Origin of the sequence: Bacillus aerolatus, from assembly GCF_009183655.1 — a bacterium.
GTDB classification, from domain to species: domain Bacteria; phylum Bacillota; class Bacilli; order Bacillales; family Domibacillaceae; genus Pseudobacillus; species Pseudobacillus aerolatus.
On the sequence record NZ_WEIO01000004.1, the window covers coordinates 63,681 to 84,011 of the forward strand.

The following is a 20,331-nucleotide window of genomic DNA, read 5'->3' on the forward strand; positions in this document are numbered from 1 at the left end:
CCAGTGTATTACATCCATTTTACCGAAAAATCAGTGTTTTCGGAACAAAAACATCCACTTGATGAAATTGTTTATCAATCAATGGATTTTTCTCATGATAATCATTATAATAAGAAGGAGAATGAGAAAGGAGTCGATCAAAGTGGCAGAACAACAAATGGAAACACAAGTACAAGAAGTATTAGATAAATTACGCCCGTTTTTACTTCGTGACGGCGGCGACTGTGAACTAGTAGATATAGAGGACGGCATCGTCAAACTTCGCCTCCTCGGTGCATGCGGCTCGTGCCCAAGCTCTACAATCACACTCAAAGCAGGCATCGAACGTGCCCTGTTAGAAGAAGTACCTGGTGTTGTTGAAGTAGAACAAGTCTTTTAATGAAAAGAAGAGATCCCGTCACGGGACCTCTTCTTTTTGTTTGCAGTTTAATGCCTTGAACTCAAAAAATCTTTGTTGACGAGTGTTCTCGGTGTACGGTCAGCAAAAATGGCGTCGAGGTTGTCACAGCACGTTTCCATCATGGCGATCCGCGTTTCTTTCGTTGCGCTGCCAATATGCGGCAAGGCGACAACGTTTGTCAGTGCGAGGAGCGGATGATTGGCACCAATTGGCTCCTCATTGAAAACGTCGAGACCAGCGGCCGCAATTTCCCCAGCTTGAAGAGCATCGTAAAGCGCTTCTTCGTTGACGATCGGGCCGCGGCTGGCATTGATAAAAATAGCGTCTTTTTTCATTTTCTGGAACTGCTCCCGCTGGAACATCCCTTTTGTCTCCTCCGTGAGCGGCGCAAGACATACAACAAAATCGGCTTCTTCTAGCAATTCATCCATAGAACAGTAGCGCGCGCCGAGCATTTCTTCGGCCACTTCATGTCGGCGGCGGTTATGATAAATGATTTCCATATCAAAACCAGCAGCTCGTTTGGCGACAACTGTGCCAATCTTTCCCATACCGACGATGCCGATCGTTTTATGGTGGACATCCGTGCCGGCCAACAGCATCGGCGACCAACTTTTCCATTCGCCATTTTTCACAAATTCTGCTGCTTCTACCATGCGGCGAGCTGTCGCCAAGAGCAGAGCAAACGCCAAATCAGCCGTCGTATCCGTTAATACGTCTGGCGTATTGCAAATGGCAATGCCGTACTTGCTTGCAGCATCAAGATCGACATTGTCATAACCGACCGCCATGTTGGCGACCACTTTTAAGTTTTCCCCTTTGGAAAATAACTCTTCATCGAGCCTGTCTGAAATGACCGTCAGCAGCGCATCGGCTTTTTTTACCTTTTCCAATAAAATTTCACGTGGTACTTGAACTTCTGCTTTTGACCACATATCAATTTCATAATTTTCCTGCAGCCTTACTATAATTTCTTCGGGCAGCTTCCGGGTTACATACACGAGCGGCTTCACATATACACCTGCTTTCTTTTTTATTCACCTCCTCATTTTAACATAATTCAGAAAAATGCTCCTTCCTTCAGTACAAGATATGAAAATAAGCTCTGCGCTTCATGTGATAAATTATTTCAGCCATTGCACATCGGGTATTTTTAATTTTTTGACTGGTACGCCCGCCCACTCATAAAAGAAAGCTAAAAATTGCTCGTGTTCAGGCGAATGAACCGTGTATTTCTTTAATTTTTCTTCATTTTCTTTTTTTATATGAAGAGAAGCGGCAGAAAAATAATTTTCTGCGCATTCGAAATAATGTACCGGGAACAGCAGCCGTGCGTAAATAAGCCGCCAAGTAAACGGAGAAAGCGGCCTTACTTGTTCATATTCCTGCAAAAATTGCGTAAAACGAGAACGATAAAATAAAGAACCTTGCCAATAATGGGAACGGATCCACTCTGCGATATCGCGCGCCGCATGATCAAACACCCAATCAAACGGCTGACGGATGGCCGGTTCGCTAAGCCATGCTTTTTCACTGAATGTCCATTGGCAAATGGTCCCTGTATCCCACTTCCCCGGCGATTCATCCATTTCCGTATCTGCCACATATTGAATTGCATTTTCTGCTAGTCCCATATAGTAAGGAAATGCCTCAACCACAAGGCGGGCAAATGGATCATCTTGTTCTTTTACTAATTGGCCGGCTGCTTTCTCCAGCTTTTCAAGTCGCTGCTCCCAATTTTCTTTCCAGCGGCCGAATTCGTTCACAGACGTCATTTGAACAGGAATCGAACGGCCTCGTAAATGAAATCTCGCCAACTTTCCCCCGGTTAAAGTCGGCTGTGAAGAATAACGTTTACTCACGAGAACGACGAACTCCTTTTTTCCCTCCACAATTAAAAAGTAACCGCTTTGGTCCGGCATAAATGCCGCTATTCTCTTTTCTCCCTGTCTAATCATGTGCTGAGACATTTGATGCAATTCATTTAAGTATTGTTGTTCCTTCTTTGTCACCTCAACAATAAGATAAAGTAGGCCGTTGCTTTCATAACACATCGCTTCTGATCTGTACGGAATCCGGTCTGCCTCTATATGAAAGTGCTTCTTTAACAGTTCTTTCCCGTCCATTCGCTTTCCTCCTCTTTCTTCAAACGCTTTTCATTTGAATAGACCGTTTGGCTTAAGGGAATATAGGTAACAGAAAGCTTTTCTAAAAAAAAGGAATTTCGCTGCTTCATCTGGAATTCTTCTAGTAAGGAAATGCCCAATATTAACATATTAGAGAAAAAGGTGATTGTATGACTATCGACGATAAATCAGTAATGAGCATGTCCGAAAAAACAGCGCGGCGCTGGCTGGGCGAACGAGGTGTAACCGTAGATGACATTGCGGAGCTAGTAATGTTTCTGCAAAAGAAGTACCATCCAAACTTGGAAATCGAAGAATGTAAAGAAAATATAGAAAAAGTATTAAAGAAACGCGAAGTGCAAAATGCGATTTTAACAGGCATCCAGCTCGACATGTTGTCAGAAAAAGGCTTGCTGGAAGAACCGCTGCAATCGATTATTGCCAGCGATGAAAGCCTGTATGGCGTTGATGAAATTCTGGCACTCGCTATCGTGAATGTTTACGGATCGATCGGTTTTACAAATTATGGATACATCGATAAAGAAAAGCCTGGTATTTTAGAGCACTTGAATGATAAATCAACCGGCAAAGTGCATACGTTTCTTGATGATATTGTTGGCGCCATAGCGGCGGCTGCTTCCAGTCGGCTAGCCCATAAGGCGGCTAATGCGGAATGAACAAACAACCGGTTTGGCACACAGCCAAACCGGTTGTTTGTTCTTTAGAAACTGACTGATCGAGGTCATAAGCCGTATTTGGCTGCCATCCTTCACTTACAGGTCAGATTCGTGGGTTTACGAGCCAGGACGCTCCCCCTTTTATTTAATCTCCCAATCGCCAAGGTTGTTTCTGATGTGGGTTGGCTGCTTTTCTACGTGATTCAGGTGTTCTTTTTGGGTTACGCCTGTGTGAACGAGGAGCGTGTCTATTCCTGCCCGAATGCCTGCCAAAATATCGGTTTGATAATTGTCACCGACCATAAGCGTTTCTTCTTTTTTTGTTCCGAGCACTTGAAGGGCTTGTTCCATAATGATGGCTTCCGGTTTGCCGATAAAGACGGGACTTGTTTCAGTCGAAACCGCAATGACTGAAGTTAAAGATCCATTACCTGGCAGTAAGCCGCGTTCAGTCGGGATGGCAATATCTCCATTCGTAGAAATAAATGCTGCTCCATTTCTGACGGCAAGACAAGCCATCGCCAGCTTTTCATAACTGATGCCGCGGTCAATTCCTGTTACGACAAAATCCGGATGCTCATGTTCAACAAGTGTTAGCCCTTTCTCCTCAAGCGCCGAACGAATGCCTTCTTCACCAATCACATAAACAGAGGCGTCTTCTTTTTGATTGGAAATAAAATTAGCTGTCGCCATCGATGTCGTAAACACTTGCTCCGGTGCAGCCGGAATTTGAAATTCCGTCAGCTTCCCTGCCACTTGAGCCGGCGTGCGCGATGAGTTGTTCGTCACAAATAAGTAAGGAATATTTTTTTCATTTAAGCGAGCAATAAAATCCCGCGCTTCTTTTATTTCTTCCGTTCCCTGGTACATCGTTCCGTCTAAATCAATTAAATATCCTTTATAAGCTTTCATGTTTTCACCTCGATATGTATTTGAAGAACAAATGCGTAAGCGCCTTGATCAGCCTTAGGCAAAAATGTTCTTTCACCAATGTCTAGCTGCGCCTCCTTGGAGCTCGAGGTCATATGCCAGTCTGACTGCATGGCTGAAAAAACGCCATTTCGTCAGCCTGTCATATACTTGTCGCCTCAGAACAGTCGGCTCCGCTTTTCTATAAAGAAGTCCGCCTTTTGACTTCATTAGTGAAAGGTTATTTGACCTCGAGGGGCTGGGCGCTGGAGCTGGACGATGAAAAAACGCTTTCAAGTGTGAAAGCGCTGCCCTTTAAGGCTTAAATGCCGAAACCGGTCCTAATTCGTTTATTAAATATTGCCTCACCTTTTGAGGAAACTGTTCAAGTGCTTCATAATTGCCTTTAAAAGTCCTCTCCACTTCCAAATGGCTGACAGCAATATATTGCTGGACGAGCATTTTTCTTAAAGCAATAACCACTTTTAGAGAAGCAGCCGTTTCTTTTTCGATCACTTGCTCATCTTCCAAAATGTCAATAATGTCTTCATAGCTGCCGGGATCTCTCATAATAAACCCATCAATCATCGCATTGCCCACATCGAGCATGGATTCAATGACCGTATGGGCGATCCGCTCCAAAGCGGCCTGCTCAATCGTCGTTTCCCAACTTTGTTGTTTGGCAAACGCGGACAACTGGACCTCCATAAACTTTAGCGTTTCTTCAATTTTTTCACGATCCACGAAATACACAACGGGCACCTCTTCCATTTCCTTTCTGTTGTTCGTTTCTATTTTACCATGAATCCACAAACAAAACATATCTTCACCCGGGGACAATCATGGTACAATCGAAGGAAACGAACAGGAGTGACGAATGTGACTGAAAGATTTTTCCTTTACGATGAAACAGAATCAACGACCACACGCTATATTAGCTTTATGGGTGAGCACCAGCGGTTTGATCTTGCTCTCATCCAGACCGACCACTACTACGGAAAACGGATTGTGCTGGATATTCAAGGCAGCCGCTTCGCCATCATCGGCCGTGATGACCTCGACGAACCGGGCTATCTTGAGCAAGTATTTAAACTGACAGGAGAAGAAGCCGCAGAACTGCGTGACTTTTTATATGAAGTGATTTAAACGAATAGACAGCCAAACGCCGGGTATGATAGAGATAAAAGCGCAGAGTGCCCGCTTATCGGCGATTAACTTAAAAACTTGAGCCGATGGGGCTAAGCGCTGGAGCTAGATAATAAAAAAGCAGCCCGAGGTGATCACTGTATTGTTTAACGAAGAGGAAGAAGAATATACTGATTTTTCAAATGTAGAAACGATGCGCAATTACTTAACGGTAGAACATATGCCGGAAGGGCCTTACGGAGCGCCGCGCAACAAATATGAGCCCGTGGAAAATAAATCCACCCCGTGGAAGGAAGGCCAGCGATACCACACACCGTACAATTACGAAAATAAATCACTTCACCAAAACTTGCCACGCCAATATGACGGGGCTCATCCGCCTCACGATGACCCGGAAAAAAGCCAGCAAGTTGAGTATAAAAATATTCGGCCCAACACATGAAAAAAATCGAGCAGCCCGCTCGATTTTTTCACTTTTGCATTTTTCTAACAACAAAATACGCGCAGCCGAAGTTGCAGTATTCATATAGGTATTCTTTGAGCGTGCTGATTTTTGAATCAAATGTGGCTTTTTGATTTTTATCTTCGTAAAAGCCTTTTAGGCGAAGCTGGCCGTACCCCCAGTCCCCCACTATGTAATCATATTTCGTCAAAATGTCGCTGTACCGTTCCCGAAATACTTCTTCATTAAAACCGTTGCTCCGCTCGTCAATGATTTCATAGCAATGATTTTGAATGCAAATCATTTGTCATCATTCCTTTCTCTCTTTACATTATAGCCCATCAGCCATTAATTACTAAGAAAAAATTAAATGAAAACGGGCAATCTAGATGGTGAGGGGGTGTTAACATGAAAAAGGCAATGTTAGCTGCAGGATTTTCCAGTTTTTTGATGCTGGCTGCCTGTAACGCAAATGATCAAAATAACTTAGCTGGTGGTTTCGGTGACCGGAATGATAACAACAACAACAATAACAATGCAATGAACGTTAACGACCGGTATGATAGAGACCGTTACGATATGGTGAACGAAGGCAACAACAATGGCAGAGGCGGATTGTTGACAAACGATCGAAACGACGACTTCGGTTATGTTCGCCAGCAGAAAAGCCCGATCCAGGGAGAAAACGTATCCTATAGAAATATGCATACGATTGACCGTGAACGAACAGCCGATGCCATCAGCAGGTTAAGCGTAGCACTTCCAAGAGTCAATGACAGCTCCGTGCTCGTGACAGATCAGGAAGTATTAATCGCTTACGATACAAATGCGAATACGAATAAAGACCACAAAGAAACGGCCCAGCAAGTAAAGAAAACGGCGATGAGTGTCGTTCCGCGCTGGTATCATGTGTACGTCACCGATGATACTAATTTGCGCCGCGAAATTGAAAATATCGCTCAAATCAACGGCGACATGGGCACAGCCCGAGATACAATCAACCGAACGATCAAGCTTATGAAACAAAACTCTCCACAAGGCTATACAGAGTTAGAAAAAGACAATACCCGCAACGACGGGACGCGCGGGACGGATGGAACAACCGGGACACCGGGAACAAATTGGACAACTGGACCGAACGATCAAGGCGGAACAACAAACCATACACCTGGAAACGCCAATCCAAACACTAACAACTAAATAAAACTTTTACTAAAACCAAAAACACCCGGTTTCTCCTTTATGCATCGCTTTTTGATGACGGGAGAAGCCGGGTACTTTTATTTATGATTACGCTTCAAGCGTTTCTACTTCACCGAGTTTTTGTTTTGCTTTCGTTGCTGCGTTTACTTGCTCATCTGCATGGTAAGAAGAACGGACGAGCGGGCCTGCTTCACAATGGCTGAAGCCTTTTGTCATGGCGATGTCGCGAAGTTCCGCGAATTCATCCGGATGATAATATTTCTGTACTTTCAAATGTTTTTTAGACGGCTGCAAATACTGTCCGATTGTGACAATGTCGACGTTGTGGACGCGAAGGTCATCCATCGCTTCAATGATCTCTTCCTTCGTTTCACCAAGGCCGATCATGATGCTTGATTTCGTCGGAATGTCAGGCTGCATTTCTTTCGCCCGGCGCAAAAATTCAAGCGAGCGGTCGTATGTAGCACGCGCACGGACTCTTGGCGTCAAACGCTTCACCGTCTCAATATTGTGGTTTAAAATATCAGGACGTGCATCCATCAGCATTTTTAAGTTTTCTTCAATTCCCCCCATGTCAGAAGGAAGAACTTCGATGGATGTAAACGGACTTTTGCGGCGAATCGCCCGCACGGTTTCCGCAAAAACGGCGGCTCCGCCATCTTTTAAATCATCACGCGCAACGGCTGTCACAACTACGTGCTTTAAATTCATAAGCTGAACAGAATCAGCTACCCGTTCCGGCTCTGCCCAGTCCAATTCAGTTGGAAGACCTGTTTTTACTGCGCAGAAACGACAGGCACGTGTACAGACGTCACCGAGAATCATAAATGTAGCTGTCCGGCGTACGGCCCAGCATTCATGGATATTCGGGCACTTCGCTTCTTCACAAACGGTATGAAGCTTTTTCTCCCGCATCATTTTCTTTAAGCCTGTATAGTTTTCATTCGTGTTTAACTTTATTTTTAACCAATCCGGTTTACGCAGGTGTTCTTCTTTCTTGCTCATCTCTTCATCTCCCATCATTCTGCTTTGGCAAAACAGAACCTTTCTAGAAAGAAATACTATTCTGTAGCCACCTTATCATAGTAAATATTTTAACACAACTTTTGCTGTTTTCATGAATTTCCCGAGTTTTTCTGCATGAAAAAAGCGCAATTCCACAAAATAAACAAAGAATCATAAAAGGGAGAGGGATTCATTGCAAAAGTTGATTTGGCTTTCATTCATCTTTTTCTTCTTGATGGCCATGCCTGTTCAAGCAGCGGACTCGAAAAAAGATGAACAAATGTATAAAGAGCGCATGGAATTATTCAAAAAGATGGAAGCAGCCACGTCGATTCCATGGTATTATTTTGCAGGCATGGATCAGTATGAAAGAAACTTGCGCTTCGTACGAAAAGATTTGCCTGAACCAGATACAGTTTCTATTTACGTTCCCGAAACCAAATGGGCCGGCCCGTTGAATCCTGATCAAGAAGACGAAAACCCGTCTACTATTGCAGCATTCCAAGGTATTGGAGCAGATGGGAATGGCGACGGCAAAGCAGATCGACTGAACGGAGAAGACGTTCTCGCCGCTGTTGGCAATTATCTTTTGACATACGGAACAGAACACGACAACATCAAAATCGCCCTCTGGCGCTATTATGGCCGCGACAAAGCCGTCAGCATCGTCATTGGGAATGCCAGAATGTATAAAGCGTTCGGGAAGCTTAATCTTCAGCATAAAGTGTTTCCTCTTCCCCGCAACTTTAATTATTCGTTTAAAAACACATGGGGAGCGGCGCGCGGCTGGGGCGGACGCCGTATTCATGAAGGGACAGACATTTTTGCCGGCCACGGCGTACCTGTCCGCTCCACTTCGTATGGAATAGTAGAAATGAAAGGCTGGAACAGATTTGGAGGCTGGAGGATCGGCATTCGTGACATCAACAATACGTACCATTATTATGCACATTTAAACGGCTTTGCAAAAGATTTGACGCTCGGACAAGTTGTTAAACCAGGCACCGTTATTGGGGGAGTAGGCAGCACCGGATACGGTCCGCCTGGCACATCCGGCAAATTCCCGCCTCATCTGCACTTTGGCATGTACAAAGACAATGGCCGCACGGAATGGTCGTTTGATCCTTATCCCCACCTTAGACAATGGGAAAGAAATGAATAAGTTGATGATCTAGCCGTAAGTGCTTCCGCTTTTCTTGGTCCAGCTTCAGCGCCTAGCCGCTCGAGGTCAAATGTCTGTCAGCTGTGGTGGCTGGAATACTGCCTCCTCGCTGTCAGCCATTGCTTGGTAAATAAAAAAGCTGGCCCCTAATCCATCAGGAGCCAGCTTTCGTTTATTGTTGTCTTGCTTCTTTCGCTTTTTTCACTGCATGGGCAATGCTTGCGGCCAAGCCGCCCCATATAATAACAACACCTGCCACCATCATGGCAATTGCGCTTCCGTCCATAATTATAAAACCTCCTTATCAGAAGAAGATGCGGATGAAGAAGTTGGCGCCTCAAGCGTGCCTGCTTTCCAGCGTTTCGCATACATAAAGACGACACCAAAGACAATTGCACCAACGGCTACTGTCCATCCATACGTGTTAACGAAGTTTTGCGGGTAGTCACCGTACGGTCCGGCGATATTTTGACGGATGTTGTCAAACATCATGTAGCCAAGAACGAGCGGTGTGATAATGCTTAAGCAAATTTTCCACCAAGCGCCAAGCTGAATGTCTGAAACCGCATCCGCGTGGCTTTTCAATGGATCCAATTGTTTGAATACCCATGAGAGAAGGATAACTTCAACGAGTCCAGCAAACGCGACACCAAAGTTGTTAATGAAGTAGTCGACCGTGTCAAGGAAGTTCAATCCGCCTCTTGTCGCATAAAGAATCGAGATGAGCGCTGCTGCTCCGCCGCCAATCAAAACTGATTTTGTACGGGAGACATTAAATTTCTCTTGTACACCGGCTACAAATGTTTCCACGATGGAAATAAGGGAAGTAAAACCGGCAAGTACGAGTGAGCCGAAGAACAAGAAACCAAACAACTCATTCGCAAATGGAAACTGATTAATGATTTGCGGGAACACTGCGAAAGCAAGAATCACACCGCTTTTGACGACTTCATCCACGCCTACCCCTTGCTGCATAGCCATAAAGCCGAGAGCGGAGAAAACACCAAAGCCCGCAAGCAATTCAAATGCCGAGTTACTAAACCCTGTAATAAAGGCGTTATTTGTAATATCCGATTTTTTCGGAAGGTAACTTGAATAAGTAATCATAATGGCAAACCCGATTGATAAGCTAAAGAAAATCTGGCCGTATGCGGCAATCCACACTTTACCGTTCGTCAACTGTGACCATTCCGGTTTAAAGAACGCATTTAATCCGTCAACCGCTCCTTCAAGTGTTAATGCTCGGATAACGACGATCAAGAACAAGAAAACAAGTAATGGAATCATTATTTTCGTTGCCGTTTCGATTCCTCTTTTTACTCCGGCTATTAATACACCGAGCACAACAATCCAGGTGACCGCCAGAGAAATTAATATTTGTGGGACGACTCCGCCAAACGCACCTGCTTCCGCTACTTGCAAATAATCTGATAATAAGAACGTTGTCGGGTCACTTCCCCAAGACAATTTAAAAGAAAATATCGTATAAGATAATGCCCAGGCGATAATAACTGAATAATAAGTGGCGATAACAAAAGAAATGGCGACTTGCCACCAGCCGAGCCATTCTGCATTTTTGTTCATACGGGCAAAGGACAACGGACTTGATCCCCGATACTTATGACCCATTGTGAATTCTAAAATAAGCAACGGAATTCCGGCTGTCAACAAAGCGAATAAATATGGCAGGAAAAACGCTCCTCCTCCATTTTCATAAGCAACTGCTGGAAAACGCCAAATGTTTCCTAAACCAATGGCAGAACCGACTGCAGCAAATATAAATCCGGCTCTAGATCCAAACATAGGACGTTGCTGATCCATAAAAATCCCTCCTGTTTTTCTTTCCGAAAAGAAAGTATTTTCAGATAATTTCGATAATCTATTATAGTATAAACGGGAATTTAGGATTAGTAAATATCTTTTTTCACTTTATGAAAATAATTTTTTTTGAAGGGAAATACACCTGCACTTAGGTGGTTATAGGATTTTTCCGACAATATATTCTATGCACTTGTTGCATATGTTATTCTATTTTTCTTCATGTGGATTTTAAATCTCCTTGTTTTCTTATCAAATTTATTAATATTTTGACCAATGAAATATATCTTAATAAATAAGAAAAAGACCCGGAACTAATCCGGATCTTTTCAAAATCAAGCTTTAGCAGAAGCTTTCATTTGTTTTTTTCCTTTTAAAACAAACGCTGTGACTAGTAACAGAGCGAGTGTAACAGCAAGTGCCAGCCAAGTGTTATGAGTAAAGCCGACAATTAAAAAGCCGACCGCTGAAATAACCGCTGATAACAAGGCATATGGGATTTGAGTCACAACGTGATCAATATGATGGCTTCCCGCCCCTGTTGATGACAAAATCGTTGTATCCGAGATCGGTGAACAATGATCCCCAAATACCGCTCCAGCTAAGACCGCCGCCATCGCTGGTAAAATAAGTGACACGTCTGTTGCGGCGGCGATTTCTCCGGCGATCGGAAGCAAAATGCCGAAAGATCCCCATGATGTACCTGTAGAAAAAGCCATCACACCCGCAACGGCAAATAAAATAAATGGAAGCAGTCCAACATTCAAATTAGACTGTTCAACGAGCCCCGCTAAATAAGTACCTGTCCCTAGTACGCCAATCAAAGTAACGATTGTCCAGGCAAAAAATAAAATGTATACAGCCGGCAGCATTGATTTGACACCTTCCCACAAGCCAGTGCCAAATACATTTTTATCCACGCCTTTTAAGACGATGCTTTGACGAAGGAACATGGCAATAGAAACAGCGAGTCCAAGCAAACCGCCATACAGAAGTGACTTAGCTACATCTGTATTTTCAAAGATTTTTAAAATCGTCACGCTGCCTTCCGTCGCTTGCGCACCCGTCCACATCATCGCAGCGACCGTGCCGATAATTAACGATACGATCGGCCAAATCAAATCACCAACTGTTCCTTTAGAGCTGACTGGCAAATCTTCTTTTAGCTCCCCCGGCGCTTCCCGGTCAGGAGGCATGACTTCTCCTGACTCGATCGCCCGCTTTTCATGTTCTTTCATCGGTCCAAAATCAAACTGCATCCAAGCAGTTAAAAAAACGAGTCCAAGAGCGGTCCATACGTAAAAGTTCATCGGAATCATTTGAATAAAAGCAGAAAAAGCGCTGTATTCTGTTACTCCATGAGCCACTAAAACGGTGCCGAGAATCCCAATAATATAAGCGCCCCAGCTCGAGATCGGTGATACAACGCACACAGGCGCCGACGTTGAATCAATAATGTACGCGAGCTTAGCCCGTGACACGCGCTGGCGGTCAGTAATCGGACGAGAAATCTGCCCGACTGCCAAAGCGTTAAAATAGTCATCAATAAAAATAAGAATACCGAGAAGCGCGGACATAATTTGAGCCCCGGCGCGTGTTTTTACCCGCTGGACAGCCCACTCTCCAAACGCACGGCTTCCGCCGGAAATATTAATAAATGCCGTAATCACTCCTAAGAGCAGCAAGAAGAAAACAATATAAATATTCCACGTGCTCCATTCCCCGTCCGCATATATATTACCAGAAAGGGCATCCCACATAATTTGGAGCGTTTTGCCAATCTGAAAGTTTGCCAGCAGCAAAGCTGATGCAACAATCCCTGCTCCTAAAGATAGCAGGACGCGCTTCGTTAAAATGACCATTAAAATGGCCAGAGCCGGCGGTATTAAAGAAAAAATTGTGTTTTCCATGATGTTCTCCTCCCACCGATGCTGCCTGAGGAAAAGCTTTAAACAGACGCTGAAAAATAAAAAAAGCAATGATAGAGAAAACTATCATTACTTTTTGTAATGCAAGTCAATTCTCCATCGCGATCTGTAGCTCCCTATTGCAAATATTTTCTTTGCAATAAGAGTGTCACCCTTTTTCAAGGTAACCCCAATGCCAGAAGGTACGACTTTCCTTCTGGCACTTCGGCAAAATCACCTTTCAACCGCGATCTTCGTTGTCATCCTCACGCCGTTTAATCATCAATTTTGCAGCCTCTACCCCACCGGATTTTGATAAGGTTATTTAATTTACTAATCAAATAGTACCAGTTATCTTTCCTTTTGCCAAGCCCTATTTATTAGTTGGGAGTTCGATGGCAGGAGACATATCTCCGCCGTTATTATAAAAATTCGGCACCTCTCCGCGAATCATTCCCATCGCAACCGGAATGTCTTGTTTCACCGTTGCCATTTCAGTGGCGAACGGCACGATAATCTGCACATTCACTTCGACTTCAATAAACACTTCGACATATGCATTATTGATGCCGTACGGTTTAACGTTGGATTTAACATTCGTTATCACATCCCCAATGGCATGAAAACGAATCGGGATTTTCGGCCCGAGGTTTCCGAGTAAAGCGTTGTTTGTCACTTGCCCGAGTGGAACGGAGTAAACGATCCCTTCGGCGTTTTCCGTTTCTTCCGCTTCAATTTCCACATCAGACAGCAATTCCAGCGCCTGCAGATTTCCTCTTTCCGCTTCTTTTAAATTTAACTGGACAAGGTTTGTCGTTTCAGCCATCACCCGGTTAATGATTTTTGTGTTCAGCTTTGTCGTGGAAGGGCTGGCGGGATCAGTTTCAATAATATCGTTAATGTCCATAACGCTTGCTACCTTTTTGTTGATTGCCTTATTGATCACCATAGTGGCAATTTTTTTCGTTTCTGCATGGGCATAGCCAAGCAATGTTGGCTTTACGTTTTTATTGATAACCCACAAGCTGGCAGAGGTCGAAAATGTAAATAAAACGAGAGTGATTAAAAAAACGTATGGAAGAGGGAGTGGCCCTCTCTTCGATTTCCACCTTTTTTGCGCAGCCAAAAAAATCCCTCCTTCTTTAAGCTAATCTATGCTCAAAAAAGAAAGGATCATGCAATAAAGTTTTATTCTTCGAGCTGGTAACCATGATGGAGCAGCTTCCACTCCATCACATCGCGCAAAAATTCAGGCATAAAATATGTTTTTACCGGTGCCCGGTAAATTTCCGGAAAAAACTGGCCGTATGCGAACATATCGAGTGTCGCCAGCTTGTACTGTTTATCGGGATGGATGTCCTCGCCTCCCACAGTAAATAAATAATGGTCCAAGTCCGCTTCTAAGCGGTCGTACACAAACTGGCCCATCAATTTTCCTCTAAAGCCCAGTCCTTTAATCACTAAATGCGGCCATTTATCGTCCAGTGTTTGTTTTAACACCTCTTTTAGCTCTGCTCCTGAAAGCTCGATAAGGCATGGATTAATCGGATGAGGCAGCATTTTGTGAATGTCATATTTCGTGACGATGCCGGCTTCAAGACCTTCAAGCACAATACCGGCATTTAAAATAGCACAATCTGCCCCGCACCACTCTCTCAGCGCTTCACAAAGAAGCTGTGGCAGCTCGGAAGGGGCAAACCATTCACTCGAAAGTGGAGCAGGCAAATGAACAACTGGCTGACTAAGCGCCTGCTTTCCCGCCTCAATAAACTTATTGACTTGCCTTTGTTCATCCAGCGGCGCGTCCAATTCTTCACTCGTTTTATACACGCGTGCTTTTTTGCCAGTTATCTGCTTTCTTTCTATATCCACTTCAATCATAACGTGGCCGACATAATAACCGAACTTTCCAGCCGCCGCTAATAGCGTGCCATTGACTTCTTTTCCTTCGTGCAGCAAATGGTGGGTATGAGCGCCAATCACAACGTCCGCTTCCGGAATTTCAAGAGCTATTTTTTCATCCTCATAGATGCCTAAATGAGAGAGAACAACGATTAAATCCGCTTGCTTGCTTAATTCGTTTACTTGTTTTTTCAATTCTTCTATAGGCGGTGTCAACTTCCATCCGAGCTGTTCATATGCTCCCGAAAAAAAAGCCGTGGCTCCAGTTAATCCAATTTTCATTCCGTGAGATAACTCGAACACAATGGAAGGAAGCGCCCACTCCGGACGCTCACCGCTTTCGTAAAAAAGGTTGGCGAGCGTGACCGGAAATAAAGCATTGTCATACAAAGTATCGAGTCCTTCTTTCGGCAAGGTGATGCCTTCGTTATTCCCAATTGTCACTGCATCATAATTTGCTTCATTCAGCAAGTCAATGTTTCCTTTGCCGAGCGTGCCTTCAGTCATCGGATGCGACCGGTCCACGTGATCGCCCAAGTCAAAAATGAACACGTCTTCCCCCTCTTCTTCATGCCACTTCTTACGGTCTTGAAGAAAGCGGCGGATCCGCGGCCAATTTTCAAAATGGCTGTGAAGATCATTCGTATGATAAACATGGATCGTTTTCTTCAAACTTTCACCCCATTCCATTACGCCAGTCCATCATAAATTAATCGTATGCCGATCAAAATTAAAATTATTCGCAGGGCGGTCACAAGTGTTTTGGACTGCAGCCGCGTGTTTAAGTAAGCGCCGAATTTGGCGCCAAACCAGGCACCTGGCACTAAAGCGGCCGCATAAAGCCAGAGTACGTTTCCTAAAGCCACGTGCGTGACCGAACTGACTACCGACGACAAAAAGATCATGAACATTGACGTCGCCACGGCTACGTGCGGCGGAAACGCAAAAAGCAAAATCATCGCGGGCACCATAAGCGATCCGCCGCCAATTCCGAATACCCCCGAACAAAAACCGACGAAAAAAGCGATGCAGATCGCCGTGCCCGGTTGAAAGCTATATGTATAGACCTCGCCGCTCCGCTCTGTAAATTCACGGACAACTCCACCTTTGTGCTTTGATGGAAGCGGCTTTATTTTCGAGCGGATCATTAAAACAAACGCCATCAATATCATAAAAATCCCAAAGTAGATGTTGAAAGAATCGGCGCTCAGCGTTTTATTAACAAAAGCGCCCACAATCCCGCCAGGTCCGCTCCCTGCGAAAAACAGCACCCCGCTTTTATAATCAACAGTTTTATGTTTCATGTAAGCTAGTGTGGAAGACAAGCCAGTAAAGATCATAATAACGAGCGATGTCCCGACCGCCTGCTGCGGAGAGATCCCCATTAATAAAGTTGTTGCTGTGCCGAAAAAAAGAAGAGCCGGTACGATTATGACTCCACCGCCAAGACCCACGAGTGCCCCAAGTGAGCCGGCTGTAAATCCGATCGCCGCGAGCAGCATCCATTCCATCTGCAGCCCCCCTTTTTAAAATAAATCCAGCTGGCGTGAAGCCAGAGTTTCGTATGTAACACCGGATAAATCAATAAACTGCTTGGCATTATCCGCCGCATCACCGCCCGAATTGTTGTTGAATAGTACGTACACATGCCGGCTTTGTTTTTGCAGCTCTTTGGTAAAACTAACCCATTGATTTAATTCGTTTTCATTGTAGCGGTATAAATAGCGTACGTCCCGCCAGTTTTTATTGCCTTGCTTGCGCCACCCTTGTCTGTTACGGCCATGCAGGCGCACGAGAGTTTTTTCCGGGTCGGTCGCCTGTAAAATAATCGGTACAGAGCCTTCTCCGGCCTGCGGTTCATCGCAAACCGTATGGATCCACTTTTCTTTCCGCAGAAAATCAATCGTTTTCTCTAAGAAGGCAGCCGAATACCATGATTGGTGACGAAACTCGACAGCGAGCGGCACACCGCCCATCTGTTCTTTGCAATACCGCAAATACTCGACATTTTTGCGCTGACAGTCGAACCACGGCGGAAACTGAAACAACACCATCGCCAGTTTCCCTGCTTCCGTCATTGGCGCAAGCGACTGCAAAAATGCTTCAAACATCTCTTCTTTCGTCTCAAACGGGATATCTCCCCGCTCGTGCCCCGTCATCCCTTGATACGCCTTCACGATAAACTGAAATCCTTCAGGCGTCTCGTCGACCCACTTTTGCATATTGCGCAGCGGCTGGACCGCGTAAAAGCTCGCATCGACTTCCACCGCTGGAAAATGGGCACCGTATTCTTTTAGCTTGTCCCGAGAAGCAATTCCGCTTTTATAAAGCGTATTATGATCTCCCCACCCGGTTACACCAACATACAACATCGAACTCCACCTCACCTTTATTTTATCTTGAACCCTCCCGCCACTTAACACTCTTTCGAGTTGTTTGAAGTGGGGGATTCTTTTTCCTGCGAACACCAGTGTATCCACCAGTTATTAAGCAGGCGATCCCCGCAGTTCCTGCGGTTAGGTCGTACAAGCGGCTCACGTCTCCGACAATGCATCTAACGTTAACCTTCTTAGTGCTTCATTTTTAAGGTTGGCGGCTGCGTTTTTATCTCTATCGTGATGCGTGTGGCAAGAAGGGCAGTCCCACTGACGCAAGACGAGACTTTTTACCTCTTTATGCTGATGACCGCAAGCGGAACAAAGCTGGCTGCTGGCGAATATTTTAGACACCACCACCACTTGTTTTCCATACCATTCTGCTTTGTATTCAAGCATGTGACGGAACTCTGACCAGCTTGCTTCGCTAATCGCTTTGGAAAGGTTGCGGTTTTTCAGCATATTCGATACTTGCAAATCCTCTATGCCTATGATGTCGTGGCTTTTGACAATATAGGTAGAAAGTTTGTCTAAGTAATCTTTTCTGGCATGGGTGATTTTCTCATGTAAGCGGGCAACCTGGATTCTTGCTTTATTCCAATTAGAGCCACCTTTTTTCCGTCTGCTCATGATGCGCTGTGCTTTCACTAATCTTCGTTCTAATGTTCGGAAGAATCGAGGATTGCTGAATACTTCTCCTGTGCTTAGAATGGCGAAATCTTTTAAGCCGACATCTACACCAACAGAAGAGTTCATTTTAGGAAGTTCTTTTACTTCTGTTTCTATCAAGATAGATACATAATATTTTCCGCTCGGATTCTGCCTGATCGTTGCACTTAAAATCCGGCCTTCCACTTCCCGGCTTTTAGCAAACTTGACAAGTCCGAGTTTCGGAAGTTTGATTGTATGTTCAACAATGGCAATGTTCCCATTTGTGTGTTTTGTTTTATAGGACTGAACATTGTTTTTCTTGGATTTGAAACGCGGAACATCATTTTGTTTTTTGAAAAAACGGTCAAACGCATCCGAAAGGTTTTCAAGGGAAGATTGTAAGGCCACACTATCTGGCTCTTTTAACCAGGTGATTTCTTTCTTCAATTGCGTGAGTTGTTTGGAACATTTGTTGTAGGACAACCCTTTTCCTGTTTGCTTGTAGGAATCATTCCAAAGAGACAAAAAGTGATTGAATACAAACCGGCTGCAGCCGATTGTCTTATTAATTAAGACGGCCTGTTCTTCAGTAGGATATATCCTGAATTTATAGGCCTTGTTCACCATCATGACTTTCACCTCCTCGCGTCTCTTTATATACTTATTATGCCATATCAGTCATTAACTTCGTATTATTTCGGAAGTGAAATCAAGGAAAACAAACAGTCGTATGACGAGTTCCTAAAACACTTTTGAAAAGAGTTGGCGAATACAAAGAGAAAAAAGGATTTGGCGCCCGTACACAAACTATTTTTCATTTACTGCAAGTAGCACTCGAACAGTCGGACAATCGAGATAGACGAGGCTATCCCTTGTCCGAAGGCGATTCATCCCCTACTTAATACTAGGCTGCGCCCTTCACGTATTTGAAGATGGGGGTATTCTCGCCTGAAAATCTGATAAAACGGTTCTTTCTTATGTATTATCCATTCACAGCCGAAAACTAACACAATTGGCCTTTTTGCTCATGACTCCCGCACGTTGTTCGTCATTTCGGCCACTTTCTTCACGATTCCCACGCGTTGTTCAGCATTTTAGCGGCTTTCTTCACGATGTTCATGTGTTGTTCATCATTTCGGCTGCTTGCTTCATAATTCCCCATAGAAAAAAGGGCTGTCTCGTGGACAGCCCTTCTGGATAAAAAGATTAACCGATTGAACCTTCCATTTCGAATTTGATCAGGCGGTTCATTTCGACCGCGTATTCCATTGGAAGTTCTTTTGTGAACGGCTCGATAAAGCCCATAACGATCATTTCTGTTGCTTCCTCTTCGGAAACGCCGCGGCTCATCAAGTAGAATAATTGTTCTTCAGATACTTTCGACACTTTCGCTTCGTGCTCGAGTGAAATGTTGTCGTTTAAGATTTCGTTGTAAGGAATCGTATCTGACGTCGATTGATTATCCATGATGAGCGTATCGCACTCAATGTTAGAGCGCGCGCCTTCCGCTTTGCGTCCGAAGTGGACAACGCCGCGGTACGTTACTTTTCCGCCGTGCTTCGAAATTGATTTCGATACGATCGTGGAAGACGTGTTTGGCGCCAAATGAATCATTTTCGCTCCGGCATCCTGATGCTGGCCTTTACCTGCTAAAGCGATAGAAAGCGTTAAGCCGCGTGCGCCTTCACCTTTTAAAATGACCGCTGGATATTTCATCGTTAATTTCGAGCCGATGTTTCCGTCGATCCATTCCATTGTAGCGTTCGCTTCACACACCGCACGTTTCGTCACAAGGTTGTAGACGTTGTTCGCCCAGTTTTGAATCGTTGTGTAACGGCAGTACGCATCTTTATGGATAACAATTTCAACGACCGCACTGTGCAGGGAATTTGTCGTATAAACAGGAGCTGTACAGCCTTCTACGTAGTGTACGTGAGAGCCTTCGTCCGCAATGATCAGTGTACGCTCGAATTGACCCATGTTTTCTGAGTTGATGCGGAAGTACGCTTGCAGCGGCGTATCTACTTTTACGCCTGGCGGTACGTAGATAAACGATCCACCTGACCAGACAGCGGAGTTCAATGCCGCAAACTTATTGTCTGTCGGCGGAATAACTGTTGCCCAGTATTTACGGAAAATATCTTCATTTTCCTTCAAAGCGGAATCCGTGTCTTTAAACACGATACCGAGATCTTCCAAATCTTCTTTCATGTTGTGGTACACTACTTCGGATTCATACTGTGCAGATACACCTGCCAAGTATTTTTGTTCCGCTTCAGGAATACCAAGCTTGTCAAACGTCTGTTTAATTTCTTCCGGCACTTCATCCCATGAACGCTCTGTGCGCTCAGAAGGCTTTACGTAATAGTTGATTTCGTCAAAGTTTAACGGTGCTAAGTCTCCGCCCCATTGTGGCATAGCCATATTATAAAAATGTTCGAGCGATTTTAAGCGAAAGTCGAGCATCCATTGCGGCTCGTCTTTTAACTTAGAGATTTCTTCCACGATTTCACGTGTTAATCCACGCTCTGAACGGTAAACGGACACATCTTTATCTTTAAAGCCATATTTGTAATCCCCGATTTCCGGCATTTGTTTAGCCATGATC

20 protein-coding genes, 1 pseudogene and 1 riboswitch are annotated in these 20,331 nt (G+C 44.5%); of the genes and pseudogenes, 6 read left to right on the plus strand and 15 right to left on the minus strand.

The features are described 5' to 3' along the window. Positions 1 to 157: 157 nt before the first annotated feature. A pseudogene (locus F9802_RS08165) lies at positions 158 to 379 on the plus strand (NifU family protein); the annotation flags it as partial. 47 nt (positions 380 to 426) lie between these two features. On the opposite strand, the gene F9802_RS08170 reads toward F9802_RS08165, so the two are convergent. Continuing rightward, positions 427 to 1,413, minus strand: coding sequence for a 2-hydroxyacid dehydrogenase (locus F9802_RS08170; RefSeq protein WP_152150797.1), 987 nt, complete (start codon positions 1,411 to 1,413; stop codon positions 427 to 429). Positions 1,414 to 1,524: 111 nt separating this feature from the next. Then, positions 1,525 to 2,526 (minus strand): spore coat putative kinase YutH, encoded by a 1,002-nt coding sequence (gene yutH / locus F9802_RS08175; RefSeq protein WP_152150800.1) that lies wholly within the window; start codon positions 2,524 to 2,526, stop codon positions 1,525 to 1,527. Between the two features lie 170 nt (positions 2,527 to 2,696). On the opposite strand from yutH, the gene F9802_RS08180 reads away from it, so the two are divergent. Next, positions 2,697 to 3,203 (plus strand): phosphatidylglycerophosphatase A family protein, encoded by a 507-nt coding sequence (locus tag F9802_RS08180; RefSeq protein ID WP_152150802.1) that lies wholly within the window; start codon positions 2,697 to 2,699, stop codon positions 3,201 to 3,203. Positions 3,204 to 3,344: 141 nt separating this feature from the next. On the opposite strand, the gene F9802_RS08185 is transcribed toward F9802_RS08180, so the two are convergent. Together F9802_RS08185 and F9802_RS08190 are read right to left on the minus strand one after the other, a co-directional pair. Continuing rightward, positions 3,345 to 4,115: a TIGR01457 family HAD-type hydrolase gene (locus F9802_RS08185; RefSeq protein ID WP_152150804.1), complete on the minus strand. Its 771-nt coding sequence runs from the start codon at positions 4,113 to 4,115 to the stop codon at positions 3,345 to 3,347. A gap of 312 nt (positions 4,116 to 4,427) precedes the next feature. Beyond that, positions 4,428 to 4,865 (minus strand): DUF86 domain-containing protein, encoded by a 438-nt coding sequence (locus F9802_RS08190; protein WP_152151339.1) that lies wholly within the window; start codon positions 4,863 to 4,865, stop codon positions 4,428 to 4,430. Between the two features lie 126 nt (positions 4,866 to 4,991). Between F9802_RS08190 and F9802_RS08195 the strand changes: the two genes are divergently transcribed. Together F9802_RS08195 and F9802_RS08200 are read left to right on the plus strand one after the other, a co-directional pair. Next, complete coding sequence (locus F9802_RS08195; RefSeq protein ID WP_152150806.1) at positions 4,992 to 5,258, plus strand: DUF3055 domain-containing protein; 267 nt, start codon at positions 4,992 to 4,994, stop codon at positions 5,256 to 5,258. Between the two features lie 193 nt (positions 5,259 to 5,451). Then, the gene (locus F9802_RS08200) at positions 5,452 to 5,700 is read left to right on the plus strand and encodes a cytosolic protein (RefSeq protein ID WP_404799157.1); all 249 of its coding nucleotides are present in this window, start codon (positions 5,452 to 5,454) and stop codon (positions 5,698 to 5,700) included. 28 nt (positions 5,701 to 5,728) lie between these two features. Here F9802_RS08200 and F9802_RS08205 read toward each other — a convergent pair whose 3' ends face one another. After that, a complete protein-coding gene (locus tag F9802_RS08205; RefSeq protein WP_152150811.1) occupies positions 5,729 to 6,004 on the minus strand; it encodes a YutD family protein in 276 nt (91 codons plus the stop codon). A gap of 104 nt (positions 6,005 to 6,108) precedes the next feature. Between F9802_RS08205 and F9802_RS08210 the strand changes: the two genes are divergently transcribed. Next, complete coding sequence (locus F9802_RS08210) at positions 6,109 to 6,900, plus strand: YhcN/YlaJ family sporulation lipoprotein (protein ID WP_152150813.1); 792 nt, start codon at positions 6,109 to 6,111, stop codon at positions 6,898 to 6,900. Positions 6,901 to 6,990: 90 nt separating this feature from the next. Here F9802_RS08210 and lipA read toward each other — a convergent pair whose 3' ends face one another. Beyond that, entirely contained in the window at positions 6,991 to 7,923 is a 933-nt protein-coding gene (lipA, locus tag F9802_RS08215; RefSeq protein WP_152151341.1) for a lipoyl synthase, read from the minus strand. 220 nt (positions 7,924 to 8,143) lie between these two features. Here lipA and F9802_RS08220 point away from each other — a divergent pair, with 220 nt between their 5' ends. After that, positions 8,144 to 9,070, plus strand: a complete 927-nt coding sequence (locus tag F9802_RS08220; protein ID WP_152151343.1) for a M23 family metallopeptidase — start codon at positions 8,144 to 8,146, stop codon at positions 9,068 to 9,070. Between the two features lie 172 nt (positions 9,071 to 9,242). On the opposite strand, the gene F9802_RS08225 is transcribed toward F9802_RS08220, so the two are convergent. The 9 genes from F9802_RS08225 to sufB form a co-directional block, all read right to left on the minus strand. Then, positions 9,243 to 9,356, minus strand: a complete 114-nt coding sequence (locus F9802_RS08225) for a methionine/alanine import family NSS transporter small subunit (protein WP_152150815.1) — start codon at positions 9,354 to 9,356, stop codon at positions 9,243 to 9,245. A 2-nt stretch (positions 9,357 to 9,358) separates the two neighbouring features. Continuing rightward, positions 9,359 to 10,891, minus strand: a complete 1,533-nt coding sequence (locus F9802_RS08230) for a sodium-dependent transporter (RefSeq protein WP_152150817.1) — start codon at positions 10,889 to 10,891, stop codon at positions 9,359 to 9,361. Between the two features lie 332 nt (positions 10,892 to 11,223). Beyond that, on the minus strand, positions 11,224 to 12,798 hold the full coding sequence (locus F9802_RS08235) for a Na+/H+ antiporter NhaC family protein (RefSeq protein ID WP_152150819.1): 1,575 nt from the start codon (positions 12,796 to 12,798) through the stop codon (positions 11,224 to 11,226). Between the two features lie 119 nt (positions 12,799 to 12,917). Beyond that, positions 12,918 to 13,103: riboswitch (Lysine riboswitch) on the minus strand. 65 nt (positions 13,104 to 13,168) lie between these two features. Continuing rightward, complete coding sequence (yunB, locus tag F9802_RS08240; RefSeq protein WP_152150821.1) at positions 13,169 to 13,921, minus strand: sporulation protein YunB; 753 nt, start codon at positions 13,919 to 13,921, stop codon at positions 13,169 to 13,171. Positions 13,922 to 13,983: 62 nt separating this feature from the next. Next, a complete protein-coding gene (locus F9802_RS08245) occupies positions 13,984 to 15,369 on the minus strand; it encodes a bifunctional metallophosphatase/5'-nucleotidase (RefSeq protein WP_225435242.1) in 1,386 nt (461 codons plus the stop codon). A gap of 17 nt (positions 15,370 to 15,386) precedes the next feature. Continuing rightward, entirely contained in the window at positions 15,387 to 16,208 is an 822-nt protein-coding gene (locus tag F9802_RS08250; RefSeq protein ID WP_152150826.1) for a sulfite exporter TauE/SafE family protein, read from the minus strand. 15 nt (positions 16,209 to 16,223) lie between these two features. Then, positions 16,224 to 17,069 (minus strand): DUF72 domain-containing protein, encoded by an 846-nt coding sequence (locus tag F9802_RS08255; RefSeq protein WP_152150827.1) that lies wholly within the window; start codon positions 17,067 to 17,069, stop codon positions 16,224 to 16,226. Between the two features lie 162 nt (positions 17,070 to 17,231). Continuing rightward, complete coding sequence (tnpB, locus tag F9802_RS08260; protein ID WP_152150829.1) at positions 17,232 to 18,353, minus strand: IS200/IS605 family element RNA-guided endonuclease TnpB; 1,122 nt, start codon at positions 18,351 to 18,353, stop codon at positions 17,232 to 17,234. Positions 18,354 to 18,929: 576 nt separating this feature from the next. After that, positions 18,930 to 20,327 carry a Fe-S cluster assembly protein SufB gene (gene sufB / locus F9802_RS08265; RefSeq protein WP_152150832.1) on the minus strand — a complete coding sequence of 466 codons (1,398 nt, stop codon included), beginning with the start codon at positions 20,325 to 20,327 and terminating at the stop codon, positions 18,930 to 18,932. Positions 20,328 to 20,331: the final 4 nt, after the last annotated feature.

Bases quoted from the DNA above. Each gene is read 5' to 3' on its own strand.
- F9802_RS08235 (WP_152150819.1), bottom strand. From the start codon at position 12,798: ATGGAAAACACAATTTTTTCTTTAATACCGCCGGCTCTGGCCATTTTA.
- F9802_RS08225 (WP_152150815.1), bottom strand. From the start codon at position 9,356: ATGGACGGAAGCGCAATTGCCATGATGGTGGCAGGTGTTGTTATTATA.
- F9802_RS08200 (WP_404799157.1), top strand. From the start codon at position 5,452: ATGCGCAATTACTTAACGGTAGAACATATGCCGGAAGGGCCTTACGGA.
- F9802_RS08230 (WP_152150817.1), bottom strand. From the start codon at position 10,891: ATGGATCAGCAACGTCCTATGTTTGGATCTAGAGCCGGATTTATATTT.
- sufB (WP_152150832.1), bottom strand. From the start codon at position 20,327: ATGGCTAAACAAATGCCGGAAATCGGGGATTACAAATATGGCTTTAAA.
- F9802_RS08220 (WP_152151343.1), top strand. From the start codon at position 8,144: ATGGCCATGCCTGTTCAAGCAGCGGACTCGAAAAAAGATGAACAAATG.
- F9802_RS08180 (WP_152150802.1), top strand. From the start codon at position 2,697: ATGACTATCGACGATAAATCAGTAATGAGCATGTCCGAAAAAACAGCG.
- F9802_RS08205 (WP_152150811.1), bottom strand. From the start codon at position 6,004: ATGATTTGCATTCAAAATCATTGCTATGAAATCATTGACGAGCGGAGC.
- F9802_RS08210 (WP_152150813.1), top strand. From the start codon at position 6,109: ATGAAAAAGGCAATGTTAGCTGCAGGATTTTCCAGTTTTTTGATGCTG.
- yutH (WP_152150800.1), bottom strand. From the start codon at position 2,526: ATGGACGGGAAAGAACTGTTAAAGAAGCACTTTCATATAGAGGCAGAC.
- tnpB (WP_152150829.1), bottom strand. From the start codon at position 18,353: ATGATGGTGAACAAGGCCTATAAATTCAGGATATATCCTACTGAAGAA.
- F9802_RS08255 (WP_152150827.1), bottom strand. From the start codon at position 17,069: ATGTTGTATGTTGGTGTAACCGGGTGGGGAGATCATAATACGCTTTAT.
- lipA (WP_152151341.1), bottom strand. From the start codon at position 7,923: ATGGGAGATGAAGAGATGAGCAAGAAAGAAGAACACCTGCGTAAACCG.
- F9802_RS08185 (WP_152150804.1), bottom strand. From the start codon at position 4,115: ATGAAAGCTTATAAAGGATATTTAATTGATTTAGACGGAACGATGTAC.
- F9802_RS08250 (WP_152150826.1), bottom strand. From the start codon at position 16,208: ATGGAATGGATGCTGCTCGCGGCGATCGGATTTACAGCCGGCTCACTT.